The organism is Sporosarcina sp. HYO08 (genome assembly GCF_001563475.1).
Lineage (GTDB): Bacteria > Bacillota > Bacilli > Bacillales_A > Planococcaceae > Sporosarcina.
The window spans coordinates 398286-412889 of sequence record NZ_LPUT01000001.1; the positions used below are offsets into that span (position 1 = coordinate 398286).

The 14604-nt window shown below is 42.7% G+C and carries 14 protein-coding genes and 1 pseudogene; 13 read left to right on the forward strand and 2 right to left on the reverse strand.

Annotation, left to right across the window (positions count from 1 at the left end; genetic code table 11):
* Nucleotides 1-12 precede the first annotated feature (12 nt).
* The 13 genes from mnmA to mtnN all read left to right on the forward strand — a co-directional run bounded on the left by mnmA (nt 13) and on the right by mtnN (nt 13243).
* A complete protein-coding gene (gene mnmA / locus AU377_RS01940) occupies nt 13-1134 on the forward strand; it encodes a tRNA 2-thiouridine(34) synthase MnmA (RefSeq protein WP_067403298.1) in 1122 nt (373 codons plus the stop codon).
* A 12-nt stretch (nt 1135-1146) separates the two neighbouring features.
* A complete protein-coding gene (locus AU377_RS01945; protein ID WP_067403301.1) occupies nt 1147-1809 on the forward strand; it encodes a lipopolysaccharide assembly protein LapB in 663 nt (220 codons plus the stop codon).
* A gap of 15 nt (nt 1810-1824) precedes the next feature.
* The gene (locus AU377_RS01950) at nt 1825-4263 is read left to right on the forward strand and encodes an ATP-dependent RecD-like DNA helicase (protein WP_067403304.1); all 2439 of its coding nucleotides are present in this window, start codon (nt 1825-1827) and stop codon (nt 4261-4263) included.
* Between the two features lie 321 nt (nt 4264-4584).
* Nucleotides 4585-7215 (forward strand): alanine--tRNA ligase, encoded by a 2631-nt coding sequence (alaS, locus tag AU377_RS01955; protein WP_067403306.1) that lies wholly within the window; start codon nt 4585-4587, stop codon nt 7213-7215.
* 331 nt (nt 7216-7546) lie between these two features.
* Nucleotides 7547-7819, forward strand: coding sequence for an IreB family regulatory phosphoprotein (locus AU377_RS01960; protein ID WP_067403309.1), 273 nt, complete (start codon nt 7547-7549; stop codon nt 7817-7819).
* Complete coding sequence (gene ruvX, locus AU377_RS01965; protein WP_067403312.1) at nt 7816-8235, forward strand: Holliday junction resolvase RuvX; 420 nt, start codon at nt 7816-7818, stop codon at nt 8233-8235. The genes AU377_RS01960 and ruvX overlap by 4 nt, the downstream gene beginning before the upstream one ends.
* Nucleotides 8236-8245: 10 nt before the next feature.
* A complete protein-coding gene (locus tag AU377_RS01970) occupies nt 8246-8536 on the forward strand; it encodes a DUF1292 domain-containing protein (RefSeq protein WP_067403314.1) in 291 nt (96 codons plus the stop codon).
* Nucleotides 8537-8610: 74 nt separating this feature from the next.
* On the forward strand, nt 8611-9729 hold the full coding sequence (gene mltG / locus AU377_RS01975) for an endolytic transglycosylase MltG (RefSeq protein ID WP_172794005.1): 1119 nt from the start codon (nt 8611-8613) through the stop codon (nt 9727-9729).
* A 32-nt stretch (nt 9730-9761) separates the two neighbouring features.
* Entirely contained in the window at nt 9762-10400 is a 639-nt protein-coding gene (locus AU377_RS01980; protein WP_368664416.1) for an O-methyltransferase, read from the forward strand.
* A gap of 62 nt (nt 10401-10462) precedes the next feature.
* Nucleotides 10463-11101, forward strand: a complete 639-nt coding sequence (gene udk, locus AU377_RS01985) for a uridine kinase (RefSeq protein ID WP_067403325.1) — start codon at nt 10463-10465, stop codon at nt 11099-11101.
* 103 nt (nt 11102-11204) lie between these two features.
* Entirely contained in the window at nt 11205-11681 is a 477-nt protein-coding gene (greA, locus tag AU377_RS01990; protein ID WP_067403329.1) for a transcription elongation factor GreA, read from the forward strand.
* Nucleotides 11682-11811: 130 nt separating this feature from the next.
* On the forward strand, nt 11812-12510 hold the full coding sequence (locus AU377_RS01995; RefSeq protein WP_067403333.1) for a YrrS family protein: 699 nt from the start codon (nt 11812-11814) through the stop codon (nt 12508-12510).
* A gap of 40 nt (nt 12511-12550) precedes the next feature.
* A complete protein-coding gene (gene mtnN, locus AU377_RS02000) occupies nt 12551-13243 on the forward strand; it encodes a 5'-methylthioadenosine/S-adenosylhomocysteine nucleosidase (RefSeq protein WP_067403335.1) in 693 nt (230 codons plus the stop codon).
* Nucleotides 13244-13557: 314 nt separating this feature from the next.
* On the opposite strand, the pseudogene AU377_RS02005 reads toward mtnN, so the two are convergent.
* Nucleotides 13558-13923 (reverse strand): annotated as a pseudogene (locus AU377_RS02005) (sigma-70 family RNA polymerase sigma factor); the annotation flags it as partial.
* A 74-nt stretch (nt 13924-13997) separates the two neighbouring features.
* A complete protein-coding gene (locus tag AU377_RS02010; protein ID WP_067403338.1) occupies nt 13998-14576 on the reverse strand; it encodes a hypothetical protein in 579 nt (192 codons plus the stop codon).
* Nucleotides 14577-14604: the final 28 nt, after the last annotated feature.

Here is a 14604-nt window from a genome sequence, read left to right on the forward strand (position 1 = left end):
GATGAAAAAAATATGACAACATCGAAAGCGCCAGCGGATACACGCGTCGTCATCGGCATGTCCGGAGGCGTCGATTCATCCGTTGCAGCATTATTATTAAAAGAACAGGGTTATGACGTCATTGGGATCTTCATGAAAAACTGGGATGATACAGACGAATTTGGTGTTTGTACAGCCACTGAGGATTATGAAGATGTCATTAGTGTTTGTAATGAAATTGGCATTCCCTATTACGCAGTTAATTTTGAGCAACAATATTGGGATAAAGTATTTACGTACTTTTTAGATGAATACAAAGCAGGCCGTACGCCAAATCCAGACGTCATGTGCAATAAGGAAATTAAATTCAATGCATTTTTAGACCATGCAATGAGCCTCGGCGCGGATTATTTGGCGACGGGTCATTATGCACAAGTTGTTCAAACGGAAAACGGCGTGTCGATGCTTCGGGGGAAAGATACGAACAAAGACCAAACGTATTTTTTAAACCAATTAACACAAGACCAATTGCAAAAAGTCATGTTCCCGCTCGGTCATTTGGATAAAAGCGAAGTGCGCAAAAAAGCGGAAGAAGCAGGCTTGACGACTGCCAAAAAGAAAGATTCCACGGGCATTTGCTTTATCGGTGAAAGAAACTTTAAAGAATTTTTAGGGCAATACCTTCCAGCGCAGCCTGGTGACATGAAAACGATGGACGGTGAAACGGTCGGAAAGCATGATGGCTTGATGTATTACACAATCGGACAGCGGCATGGCTTAGGGATTGGCGGAGCAGGAGAGCCTTGGTTCGTTTTAGGAAAAGACTTACAGGCGAATGTACTCCTTGTCGGTCAAGGTTTTCACAATGATGCGCTTTATTCGGATAGCTTAACGGCAGTCCAGTTAAGCTTTGCGACAGCACGAGAACTGCCAAACACATTTACGTGTACAGCGAAGTTCCGCTACCGCCAGCCGGATACAGAAGTGACAGTCGAAGTAACAAGTGATGATACGGCAATTGTCCGTTTTAAAGAACCAGTTCGAGCGATTACACCAGGACAAGCAGTCGTATTTTACGACGGAGAAGAGTGTCTAGGCGGGGGAACAATCGATACGGTTATTAAAAACGGCAAGCAGTTGGACTATGTTGGATAGGAGTTTGTGAAAATGAATTATACCGAAAAAGGGATCACTGCCTTGCAAGAAGGCAACTACGAGAAAGCTGTCGAAGCTTTTGTCAAAGCGGTTGAGGAAGATCCGGAAAATGCGGTTGGCTATATTAACTTAGGAAATATTTTTGCGTCGCTCGGGGATTCCGAAAAAGCCGAGCCGTTTTTTCAAAAAGCGATTACGCTAGATGAACAATCAGGAACGGCATTTTATGGACTTGCGAATCTTTATTACAATCAAGAACGCTACGGTGAAGCGGCCAAACTGTATGAAAGAGCAATTCGCCAAGGCGTTAATGAGGCAGATGCCTATTTCATGCTCGGCAAAAGCCTGGAGCGCGCGGACAATGATAAGCTTGCGTTGCCTTATTTGCAACGGGCATCCGAACTTTCACCGAATGATTTGGAAATTCGATTGTCATATGGTATTTTACTAGCTAAAATGGAGATTTTTAGTGAAGCAGAAAAAGAGTTTAGATTCATTATTGCGGAAGATGAAAATAATGCAGATGCTCATTATAACTTAGGGATGCTGCTTGCAGTTTCAACCGATCAAAAAGAAACGGCGCTTGAGCATTTAGAAAAAGCATATACGATTGAACCAGATCATGTGCAGGCACGTTATATTTACGACATGATTCAAATGGGCGACAATAATTAGGAAAGGGTGGCTGCAATGGAAGAGCATATCGAAGCGGAAACGACTGAGCAATTTGTTATCGGTCGGCCGATCGTAACAATTTTCCATAATGCGACCAACTTGTTTACCATTGCTAAACTAAAAATCCACAAAACAAATAGTAGCTATGAGCATAAAGAAATCGTTGTAAAAGGCAATTTTCCAGAACTCTCAAGTGATGAAGATTATAAATTTACAGGAAAACTTGTGAGTCATCCGACTTATGGCGCACAATTCGATGTACAGACATTTGCCAAAGAAATGCCAGCGACGGAAACGGGACTCGTTCATTATTTGTCAGGAGACTTATTTCCAGGAATTGGACTTCGAACGGCAAATTCGATTGTCAAAAAACTTGGTAAAGACGCGATTAAAAAGATACTGGAAGATCCTTCTGTGCTCGATACCGTCCCTAGATTGACAGATGAAAGAAAAGATACGATCGTTTCCGTCCTTCAGCAAAACATGGGCCTGGAACGGACGGTTATCCAATTGAATGAATGGGGATTTGGCCCTCAAGTTTCGATGCGTATTTATCAAACGTATCAAGGAGAGACAATCGATTTATTAACTGAAAATCCGTACCGTCTCATTGAAGAAGTTGAAGGGGTTGGCTTTCAACGTGCCGATGAATTAGGGAAGCATCTTGGTATTACAGGCAATCACCCAGCACGGATCAAAGCTGCAATTTTGCATACGATGAACCAATCCGTGCTGTCCTCGGGGCATGTCTATTTGGAAGCGGAGACCGCATTACCAGAAGTGAAACGTCTATTAGAGATGAGTCAAAGGATAGAGATTCAATATTCGGATATTTCCCAGGCAATTATAGAACTTGTCGAGGAAAGCAAGCTTTCGGGAGAAGGGCAAAGACTTTATATACCTTCTTTGTACTTTTCAGAAATAGGCATAGCTTCAAAGATTGAGAAAATCCTTCAGAACGAGCTGGCGGATCAATTTCCAGTCTCTGAAATTCGAAAAGCGATTGGGGAAGTTGAGGAATCCCTTGGTGTTTACTATGCAGAAACGCAAGTATCTGCAATCGAAACAGCGCTGCATTCCCCGACGATGATTTTAACAGGGGGGCCTGGAACGGGTAAGACGACGGTGATTCGCGGACTCGTAGAAGTATATGCGAAACTGCATGGCTTATCGTTGGATCCGAAAGAATATGCCAAAAAGCAAGAGCCGTTTCCGATTATTTTAGCAGCACCAACTGGACGGGCGGCAAAAAGAATGGCCGAATCGACAGGGTTGCCCGCCATGACGATTCATCGGCTGCTTGGCTTTACTGGACAAGAAAAAGAAGAAGAAACAGAGCGTGAAATAAAAGGACGGCTCATTATTATTGATGAGATGTCGATGGTTGACACATGGCTTGCCCATCAACTGCTAAAAGCGGTCGCGGATGATGTGCAGCTTCTTTTTGTCGGAGACCAAGATCAATTGCCGCCGGTAGGTCCAGGCCAAGTATTGCGAGATCTTCTTGAGTCGGAAAAAGTGCCGATTGTTGAATTGACCGATATTTATCGTCAAAGTGCCGGGTCTACGATTGTTGAAATGGCGCATATGATTAAGCGTGCCGAATGGGCTGACGACGTAACAGCGAAGACATCCGATCGCTCTTTCATTCAATCGGGCACCGATCAAATTTTGAAAGTCGTTGAGCAAGTTGTGAAAAATGCGCTAGCGAAAGGACATCCAATCAAAGATATTCAAGTGCTAGCCCCGATGTATAAAGGTCCCGCCGGTATTGACGGCATTAACAAGATGATCCAAGAAATGGTCAATCCGCCCGGACCTGATCGAAAAGAAGTTGTTTTTGGAGATGCGATATACCGTATTGGCGACAAAGTGCTGCAACTCGTCAACCAGCCAGAAAGCAATGTGTTTAATGGAGATATGGGTGAAGTTATTGCGATTATTAAAGCGAAAGAAACTGTAGATAAAAAAGAGTTGCTCGTTGTGTCATATGACGGGATAGAAGTGACGTATGAACGCAGTGATTTAAACCAAATTACGCTCGCCTATTGCTGTTCGATACATAAATCCCAAGGCAGTGAATTTCCGATCGTCATTATGCCGATCGTGCGCAGCCATCGGAAAATGCTGCAACGTAATTTAATTTACACAGGCATTACACGTGCGAAAAACTTTTTAATACTCTGCGGTGAGCAGGATGAATTTAAAGCAGGCATCAAACGAATAGATGAACAGAAAAGACAGACAACACTTAAGGAAAGATTGACCGGAGATGTTATGTCAGCAGAAGCGAACGCGCAAGAAGCAACACTGGACGAAAAACAAAAAAATGCCCAGACAGAAGACGTGAAACCTAAAATATACGCACTCACAACGGAAACATTCGTCCATGTAGATCCAATGATCGGCATGAAAGGTGTATCGCCGTATGACTTTTCGGATGCAACTAATTGACAGCGGGAAAAAAGTTCCTTATAATCTCAATTAGAAAATGAAGTATTAGCGTAAATATTTAATACGTTGACGGAGAAAGTACGCATGTCAACTCGTGCAGAAAGAAACCCCCTCGGCTGAAAGGGTTTTCGAGTGTCCTGTCGGAAAGCTACTCCTAAGTGCAGTTAATCCCTGCCGTCCGCCGCGTTAAGGCAACCAGAGATATCGGAAGTTTGTTTGTCCGGTAATTAGGGTGGTACCGCGAGTATATAGACAAACCTCGCCCCTTGTTTTAGGGGGCGAGGTTTTTTTATGTTCGCAAATAAAAAGGAGGAAAAATGAATGAAAAAGCGATCTGCATCTGAAATTCGAAAATTGTTTTTAGACTATTTCAAGGAACATAGTCACAGTATTGAGCCTTCTGCGCCGCTCGTTCCAATTGATGATCCGTCATTACTTTGGATCAACAGCGGAGTCGCAACACTAAAAAAATATTTTGATGGACGGGTCGTTCCGGCTAATCCGCGAATCGTGAATGCACAAAAATCGATTCGAACAAATGATATTGAAAATGTCGGAAAAACGGCGCGTCACCATACATTTTTTGAAATGCTTGGCAATTTTTCGATTGGTGATTATTTCAAAGAGGAAGCGATACTTCGTGCGTGGGAATTTTTAACAGACGAAAAATGGATTGGCATGGATCCAGATTTGTTATCCGTAACGGTGCATCCGGAAGATGAAGAGGCTTATGCCATTTGGCGCGATCAAATCCAAATTCCAGAAGAGCGCATTATTCGTCTGGAAGGAAATTTCTGGGATATCGGAGAAGGACCAAGTGGACCGAACTCTGAAATCTTCTTTGACCGTGGTCCTGCCTATGGAGATGACTTTTCTGATCCGGAACTTTATCCGGGCGGAGAAAATGAACGTTATTTAGAAATTTGGAACTTAGTATTTTCTGAGTTTAACCATAATCCAGACCATACGTATACGCCGCTTCCGAAAAAGAATATTGATACAGGAATGGGGCTTGAGCGGTTAGCATCCGTTCTTCAAGATGCTCCGACAAACTTCGATACGGATCTTTTCATGCCGATTATTCATTCGATTGAAAAGGTATCAGGTGAAAACTATCGTCAAGAGGACAGTAAAGACGTTGCGTTTAAAGTAATTGCCGACCACATTCGTACGGTTGCTTTCGCGATTGGCGATGGGGCGCTTCCGTCCAATGAAGGGCGCGGCTATGTATTGCGCCGATTGCTTCGCCGTGCGGTGCGTTTTGCGAAACAGCTGGGCATTGACAAACCATTTATGTTTGAACTTGTTCCAGTCGTAGGGGAAATTATGCATGATTTCTATCCGGAAGTCGGGGACAAGCAAGATTTCATCATGAAAGTGATTAAAAATGAAGAAATTCGTTTCCACGAAACGCTAAACGAAGGTCTGTCGATTTTAACAACTGTCATTGAAAAAGCAAAAGCAGATGGCACAAATATGGTGAAAGGCGAAGATGCATTTCGTCTCTATGACACATACGGTTTTCCATTTGAACTGACGGAAGAATTTGCCGAGGAAGCAGAGGTAACAGTTGATCGTGCTGGGTTCGATGCAGAAATGAACAATCAACGCGAACGTGCACGAGCTGCAAGACAAGATGTCGATTCAATGTCCGTTCAATCCGGCGTGCTAGGTGAAATTCATGATGTCAGTCAATTTACCGGTTATGACCACTTAAAGGATGAGGGGAAACTCGTCGTTCTATTGAAAGATGGACAACTTGTTGACGTGGCATCCGAAGGCGATGAAATTCAATTCATTTTAGATCGCACACCGTTTTATGCGGAAAGCGGCGGACAAATTGCGGATAAAGGGTCAATTCAAAATGAGGCATTCATTGCAGATGTAAAAGACGTTCAAAAAGCACCAAATGGCCAACATTTGCACACGGCGGTTGTCCGTTCGGGAGAAATTCAAAAAGATGCAGCAGTCACAGCAACAGTAGAGGCCGATGCAAGAAAATTGATCATTCGCAATCACACGGCAACACATTTACTGCATAAAGCATTGAAAGAAGTACTCGGTGAGCATGTCAATCAGGCAGGTTCTTATGTAGGGCCGGATCGACTTCGATTCGACTTCTCCCATTTCGGTCAAGTGACACACGAAGAGCTCCAGCAAATCGAACAAATCGTCAATGATAAGATTTGGCAGGATCTAACAGTCGGCATTGCGCTTAAACCAATTGAAGAAGCGAAACAAATGGGGGCGATGGCACTCTTCGGCGAAAAGTATGGTGACGTTGTCCGCGTTGTTTCCGTCGGTGATTATTCGCTGGAACTTTGCGGAGGGTGCCACGTACCTTCCACATCGGTCATTGGATTGTTTAAAATTGTATCAGAAGGTGGAATCGGCGCGGGGACACGCCGCATCGAGGCGGTTACTGGGAAGCTTGCTTATCGGTCATTTAAAGAAGAGGAAGCTGTTTTAACAACTGCAGCGGGCCTTCTAAAAGCAAATCCAAAAGACGTTGTCACAAAAGTGGAAGCAGTGTTATCTGATTTAAAGGCATTGCAACGAGAAAATGATTCTCTTTCTGCGAAATTGGGGAATAGTCAATTAGATGACATTTTGAAAAATGCACAAAAAATTGAAGATGTCACGATTGTCTCGGCTCGTGTGGAGGCAAAAGACAACAACGGTTTACGACAAATGATGGATGAAATGAAGCAAAAAATGTCGAATGCCGTCATCGTTCTAGGTGCCGTTAGTGATGGAAAAGTTATGCTCGTTGCAGGGGTCACAGATGAGTTGAAAGCGAAGTTCCATGCAGGGAAGATTGTCAATCATGTTGCGACACAATGTGATGGAAAAGGCGGCGGTCGTCCGGATATGGCAATGGCCGGCGCGAAAAATGCGTCCAAACTTGATGAAGCGCTGCATTCCGTGTATGATTATGTCAAATCTGTTTAACTGTAAAAGCATTTCGGGTATACTAATAAACGGATTTAACTTGACTTGGCAAATGTTTTTGTACTGAAAGCGAAGCGTCAGCTACAGAACTTCACTGCCAAGTCAAGTTAAGCCTCCGGCGGATGTCACAGATTTTGAAGGGAGTTAAAGGAAGGCAGTCTAGGAGCGCGACGTCCTGTCGCCACGACCGCATGACCGGCATCGTGCCGGCCCCAACGACTGCATACCCGCATCCTGCGGGCACAATTCAAAATCTGGATGCAATTACGCCGAGGCGTAATTGATTTCTGTTCAATTAGTATATCGGATTTCTGAAAGCGGGGTGTCGATCATGGGTTCATACGACAAAACGATGAAGTTTAACTTCCCTGAAGAATCAATGGAGCAGGAAGTGAAGGAAGTCATGCTCCATGTGCATAAAGCACTAGACGACAAGGGGTATAATCCGATTAACCAAATTGTTGGGTATCTTCTATCAGGGGATCCAGCATATATACCTCGGCATGAAGATGCCCGTAATATGATTCGGAAATTAGAACGCGACGAGATTCTTGAGGAACTCGTGAAATTCTATATCCGTGAAAACGGAGGGAATCCGGATTGAGAATAATGGGATTGGATGTCGGAACCAAAACGGTTGGCGTTGCGATTAGCGATGCGCTTGGGTGGACAGCTCAAGGCATAGAAACAGTGAAAATCGACGAAGACGCCGGCCAGTTCGGCATAAATCGAATCCGTGAGCTAATAGCAGAGTACGATGTGAGTGAATTTGTTGTGGGCTACCCGAAAAATATGAACAATACGATTGGACCTAGAGGCGAAGCGTCAGAACAATATGCCGCTCTTTTAAAAGAAACATTTGGCCTGCCTGTTGTATTATGGGATGAACGCTTAACGACAATGGCAGCTGAACGTCTGCTCATTGATGCGGATGTAAGTAGAAAGAAGCGGAAAAATGTCATCGATAAGATGGCGGCGGTCATGATCCTGCAAGGATATCTTGACTCAAAAAACAGATGAGGTGATCAGTATGGAACACGGACAAGAAACAATGACAATTGTCGACGAACAAGGTAATGAACATGTATGTGAAGTCATTTTCACATTTGACTCTGAAGAATTTGGGAAATCATATGTACTGTACCATATTTTAGGACAAGAAGATGTAGCAGATGATGAGGAAATTGAAATCCATGCTTCCTCATTCATTCCATCAGAAGACGAAGAAGATGGCGAACTTATGCCGATCGAAGATGATGCTGAGTGGGAAATGATCGAGGAAATGTTAAATACATTTTTAGCAGAAGACGAGGAAGAGTAAACAAATAAATTTGCGCGGACGGGACGGTGCGGACCGTTCCGTCATTTTTTTGTTTTATAAAGAGGTGAATTCGGGTGGAGAAAGGCTTGAAGAAGGAAATTATGCTAGAGCGCATGCAAAATGAAAAAAAGGAATTGAAGACGGTGCGCAAAATTGTTTTCATCATAACGCTTATCGTGTTGCTAATAGGCGTGATTGGCGGAAGTACTTTATATAAATACATAAAAAGTGCACTACAACCCCTAGATCCAAACTCCGAACAAGTCGTCGAAGTAGAGATACCAATTGGATCGGGACTTGATACAATTTCAGCTATTCTTGAAGAAAAAGGACTTATTAAAGATGCACGCGTATTTAAATACTATGCAAAGTTTAATAATGAGTCGGCATTTCAAGCGGGGAATTATGGCTTAACGAAAGCGATGACACCTGACGAGTTAATCAAAAGCTTGAAAACCGGAAAAGTATATAGAGAACCTCTCTTTACGATGACGGTGCCAGAAGGACTAACATTGCCAGAAATCGCGAAAATTGTCGAACAAAGAACAACTGTTACATCAGAGCAGTTTCTCGATTATGTTAATAGTCCTGAAACCATTGATAGTTTAATGGCCCAATATCCACGAATTTTGACGGAAGAAATTAAGGCTGAAAATATTCGCTATCCGCTGGAAGGATATTTATACCCTGCAACTTATCCATTTTTTGAGGAGCATCCAACAGTTGAATTCATTGTTGACTCGATGCTGCAAGCGACTGCTTCAAACGTGACACCTTATTTAGAGTACTTGGAAAGCGAAGAGAAGTCTGTTCACTGGTTATTAACATTTGCCTCTCTACTTGAGCGTGAAGCGACTGCGAAGGCGGATCGTGAAGTCATCGCAAGCGTTTTTGATAATCGATTAAAGGCCGGTATGCCATTACAAACCGATCCAACGGTTCTTTATGCGCTTGGCAAGCATAAAGATCGTGTGCTCTACAAAGACTTGGAAGTGGACAATCCTTACAATACGTATAAGTATAAAGGTTTGCCGCCAGGGCCGATTGCCGGTGCTGGAAAATCTTCGATTGACGCAGTCATTGATCCAGCTCAAACGGAATATTTTTATTTCTTAGCGGACAAAGAAGGAAAGAATTACTTCGCTAAGACTTATGAGGAGCATTTGAAAAATCGCGCGGAACATATTGATTAACGAAGTGCATGCTTGAAAAGAGGCATTGAAAAATGATGAATACAATTGAACAATATATCGCAAGCTTAAGGATTAAAACAGATCCTTTGATTGACGAGATGGAACAATTTGCAAAAGAACATCATGTGCCCATTATGGATGCGAGCGGGATAGAGACGTTTATCGGTTTGCTGCGCATTCAACGGCCGAAATTCTTACTTGAAATTGGCAGTGCCATTGGCTATTCGGCGATTCGTATGGCGAAGGCATGTCCAACATTGCAAATTGTAACAGTAGAACGAGATGAAGAACGTTATAATCGGGCCGTTCACTATATCAAGGAAAGCAACGTGTCTGATCGGATTCAAATTATTTACGGGGATGCGCTTCTGCTGGAAGACGAAGCGATTTTTCAAAAAACATATGATGCCTTATTTATTGATGCGGCAAAAGGCCAATACAAACGTTTTTTTGAAAAATATGCCGAAGTCGTTGCACCAGGCGGCGTTATTTACTGTGATAACTTGTTTATGCATGGCGCAGTTTTACAAGCCGACGAAGACATTCCGAGGCGAAATCGCACGATGATCCGAAACCTTAAAGAGTTTACGAAATGGATGATGGTGCATCCGGATTATGAGGTGTCGATACTACCAATCGGCGACGGAATTTTGATAGCTGTGAAAAAATAAGATACAATAGTGAAGGCGTTCCATAGATTGGAGCGCTTTCATAAAGTTAGGGGAGTAGTAAGATGGAACCAAAAAAGCCACTTGTTATTGGTATTGCGGGAGGTTCTGGATCAGGTAAGACAAGTGTTACCCATGCGATCTATGATGTATTTAAGGAACATTCTGTCGTCGTCATAGAACAGGATTATTATTATAAGGACCAGTCGCATTTGGCGTTTGAAGAGCGCCTGGCAACGAACTATGATCATCCATTAGCATTTGATACGGATTTGTTGATCGATCATATTGGAGCGTTGTTAAATCGAAAACCGATTGAAAAGCCCGTATATGATTATTCGCTTCATACACGATCTGACGAGACAATTTTAATCGAACCGCAAGATGTGCTGATTTTGGAAGGAATTTTAGTCCTGGAGGATGAAAGACTGCGTAATTTAATGGACATTAAATTATTTGTAGACACAGACGCTGATTTGCGCATTATTCGTCGAATGTTGCGTGATATTCAAGAACGTGGTCGAACGATTGAATCCGTTATTGAACAATATTTAACAGTTGTTCGTCCAATGCACAATCAATTTATCGAACCGACGAAGCGCTATGCAGATATTATTATTCCAGAAGGTGGACAAAATGAGGTTGCCATTGACCTAATGGTTACGAAAATCAAAACAATTCTTGAATCTGGAACAAAACTATAATATGATGATGACATAAAATCTAATCAGATCAGCACTATGTCGCATACGAATAAGAAAAGCGGCATAGTATTTTTATGAACAGGAATATGAGGAGTGTTGTGTAATGATTACTGATAAAAAATATCCAATGACAGCGTCAGGCAAGAAAAAACTTGAAGAAGAATTAGAGTTTTTAAAGACGGTCAAGCGTAAAGAAGTCGTTGAGCGTATTAAGATTGCACGAAGCTACGGGGACCTATCGGAAAACTCGGAATATGATTCAGCGAAAGAAGACCAAGCATTTGTAGAAGGGAAAATTTCTACGCTAGAATCAATGATCCGCAATGCGGTTATTATTACAGAAGATGAGCTGAATACAGATGAAGTACAGCTTGGGAAAACGGTTACATTTAAAGAGTTGCCAGATGGCGATGAAGAGACATACACAATTGTCGGCTCTGCAGAAGCAAATCCAATCGAAGGCCTCATTTCAAATGATTCACCAATTGCAAAAGGCCTTATTGGAAAAGCAAAAGGCGATGAAGTAAAAATCATGACGCCGGGTGGAGAAATGTCAGTCATCATCTTAGAAATTAAATGATGCGAAACGTACACCGCCTTCAAAAAGAGGGCGGTTTTTCCTTTGATCGTTAAAAAGGTGAAACTACTTTCCGATCTTCACGTCTAATACATATCGGAAAATCCGATGAAGTGAAATGGAGTGATAACGGATGAAAGAAAAAGAACCTAATTTTTCAAGAGTTAGTCGAAAAAAAAGCCGGAATAATCGTCTGTTAAACATAGCCATCGGTATTGTTGCATTGCTCATCATCGTTGTGGCCTCGACTATTATTTTTGGAGACGATCAAGCAAGTGATCGAGATACTGTAAAAGAAGGTCAGACTGAAATTGTTAACAAAGCAGATGAGAAAAATACGAATGAAAAAACAACGGACGAACAGTCAACCGTAAAAGACGATCCGGAGCAAGCATCTAATTCCGCTAAGCAAGAAGATGCGCAAAATGATACAGAGGAAACGCAAAGCCCTACGCTTGATGGGGAAGAAGAGGAATCAGGTGAAATAGTTGAACATTTTGCATCCGATGATGAATTTGTATCCGAATCGATTACGAATAAATCATGGGAACCGGTTGGAACTTCCCAAACTGGTGAACATGTTTCGTTATATGATGGAAGTTCAATAGATTGGCATGAAAAAAAGCAAGCCATTGCTTATGCGACGGGATATTCAGAAGAAGAAATGATTTTCTGGAAAATTAAAAATGGTGGATCTCCTCAGAAGTCGATTGGAATCGTCTCAACACGTGATCAAGCTGAAAAATATCGGGTATATCTTGAATGGGTAGATGGACAAGGTTGGAAACCAGTTCAAATGGATGTCTTAACAACATTGGATTTTAATTATTAAATTTTTGGGTGCCAGACGCCCGCGTAACGGAGGAAATAAGATGATCATTGGTGTAATCGGCGCAATGGAAGAAGAAGTTGAGCTGCTTCGTGAAAAAATTAACACGTCAAAAACGACCTCTATTGGCGGTTGTGAGTTCTATGAAGGCAGTGCATTCGGACATACTGTCGTGCTTGTGAAAAGTGGTATCGGGAAAGTCAATGCCGCTGTTGCAACAACAATATTATTAGAGCATTTTAAACCGGCTGTTGTGTTAAATACAGGTTCGGCAGGTGGATTTGAACCATCACTCACTGTTGGGACAGTCGTTGTGTCAAGCGAAGTCCGACATCATGACGTAGATGTGACTGCATTTGGCTATGCATATGGCCAAGTCCCTGGCTTGCCGGCTGCGTTTGAAGCAGATTCGAAGCTAGTAGAAACTGCTGGACAGGCAATCGATGAAGTAGGAGAACATCCACATGCAATTGGACTGATTGCTTCTAGCGATACGTTTATGAGCGATGCTGAGCATGTTCGCCGCGTGCAAGAACAGTTTCCAACGATGATTGCTGCTGAAATGGAGGCAGCTGCGGTTGCGCAAGTATGTCACCAATTCGGTACACCATTTGTCGTCATTCGGGCGTTGTCAGATATTGCGGGAAAAGAATCGAATATTAGCTTTGAGGAGTTTCTCCCGGTGGCGGCACGCCATTCTACTGAAATTGTTCTTCGGACCATCTCGAAACTTTAAGCATTTCATGGTACGATACTGGTAGGAAGAGTTCCTTTTACATATCAGTGTGAGAAGGGAGTGGGGGAATTGTTATTTTTAATGATGGGATCTTTCGTTTTAACGGGAATTATTACGGTTTTAATTATGAGTGAGGTTAGAGCTGATTAACTTGATTCAGCGGAAGTCTCCATATCCATAATTGGAGGACGAATGTTTAATGCATTTGATTGAGAGGCGTTTCCGATGCCGGGGATCCACCCGCATGGAAGCGCCTTTTTTGGTCGGTATCGGGAGTTCCTCCTTATTTGGAAGCGTAGTGAAACAATATCGAATTATTCGCTGTATTCATGTTTAAATAGTTGGTAGAGTTTTACGATTGCCCGTTTTTCAATACGGGAGACATAACTTCTTGAAATGTTCAGTTGTTCGGCAATTTCTTTTTGGGTCATTGGCCGATCATCGAGCAGACCATAGCGTCGTTGGATAATTTCCAACTCCCGGTTGTCAAGCTTCCCAAGATGTCGATATAACCGTTCTTTCCGCTCTTTACCTTCCACCGCTTCGATTGGCGATTCTTCGTCAATTTGGAGCAGATCTGCAATTTGCAAAGATTGCCCATCCTTATCCATACCAATTGGGTCAAACAAGGAAACGTCTTTTTGTACTTTCTTTTGCGTGCGAAGATACATTAAAATTTCGATTCTAATGTCAATAGTGTTGCATGTCAAGTCTGAAAAAATAAATAAAGACGGAAGCATTTCGCCCCGTCCCGTTATACGTTCATCTTGATTTGAGATTCTTTGAACAATTCCACGCTTGTCTTTGTCGCCGACTTGACTTCTTCTTCCGTCCGCTTGTTCCGTTCACACCAATAAATGAAATCAAGATAATCGTCAACCGACAATCCATTGACTTCCGCCAAATAGCAAAGAAGATCGTTCAATTTGTCTTCGTCGATCAATGCTTCGATTTCGGGTTCAAAAACCCAATCAATAAAATTCTTCGAACTCTTTCTCATGTTCAACGTCCGATCAAGCGGAATAACATTTTCAATCGTCGTCCCCAAGTGCATATTTTCTAACGGAATCACATGTTCAAGCGAAATGTCGGTCGAATCTGTAAGGGCACACCGTCCGCCAAATCGTTCTTGAATGTCTGTCCATACTTGCGGCGGAAGATCGTTCGGCAACGCCAACAAGCGGGCACGACGGCGTTGGTTCTTCGCTTTTAGATAATCGGGGTTCGCACGGTTGAATGCACGTTGTTTCGCCCGTTGACATTCCTTGCAACGAGTTTTCCAATACGGATAGAATTCGGCTTCTTGTTCGCAATCCCTACAATACATTTTCATGATGATTGTTCCCCCTTTGTCGAATGAA

Coding starts and splice junctions, on each gene's coding strand:
- AU377_RS02010 (WP_067403338.1), bottom strand. CDS start 14,576: ATGAAAATGTATTGTAGGGATTGCGAACAAGAAGCCGAATTCTATCCG.
- mnmA (WP_067403298.1), top strand. CDS start 13: ATGACAACATCGAAAGCGCCAGCGGATACACGCGTCGTCATCGGCATG.
- greA (WP_067403329.1), top strand. CDS start 11,205: ATGATTACTGATAAAAAATATCCAATGACAGCGTCAGGCAAGAAAAAA.
- AU377_RS01945 (WP_067403301.1), top strand. CDS start 1,147: ATGAATTATACCGAAAAAGGGATCACTGCCTTGCAAGAAGGCAACTAC.
- udk (WP_067403325.1), top strand. CDS start 10,463: ATGGAACCAAAAAAGCCACTTGTTATTGGTATTGCGGGAGGTTCTGGA.
- AU377_RS01995 (WP_067403333.1), top strand. CDS start 11,812: ATGAAAGAAAAAGAACCTAATTTTTCAAGAGTTAGTCGAAAAAAAAGC.
- AU377_RS01980 (WP_368664416.1), top strand. CDS start 9,762: ATGATGAATACAATTGAACAATATATCGCAAGCTTAAGGATTAAAACA.
- mtnN (WP_067403335.1), top strand. CDS start 12,551: ATGATCATTGGTGTAATCGGCGCAATGGAAGAAGAAGTTGAGCTGCTT.
- AU377_RS01970 (WP_067403314.1), top strand. CDS start 8,246: ATGGAACACGGACAAGAAACAATGACAATTGTCGACGAACAAGGTAAT.
- alaS (WP_067403306.1), top strand. CDS start 4,585: ATGAAAAAGCGATCTGCATCTGAAATTCGAAAATTGTTTTTAGACTAT.
- AU377_RS01960 (WP_067403309.1), top strand. CDS start 7,547: ATGGGTTCATACGACAAAACGATGAAGTTTAACTTCCCTGAAGAATCA.
- AU377_RS01950 (WP_067403304.1), top strand. CDS start 1,825: ATGGAAGAGCATATCGAAGCGGAAACGACTGAGCAATTTGTTATCGGT.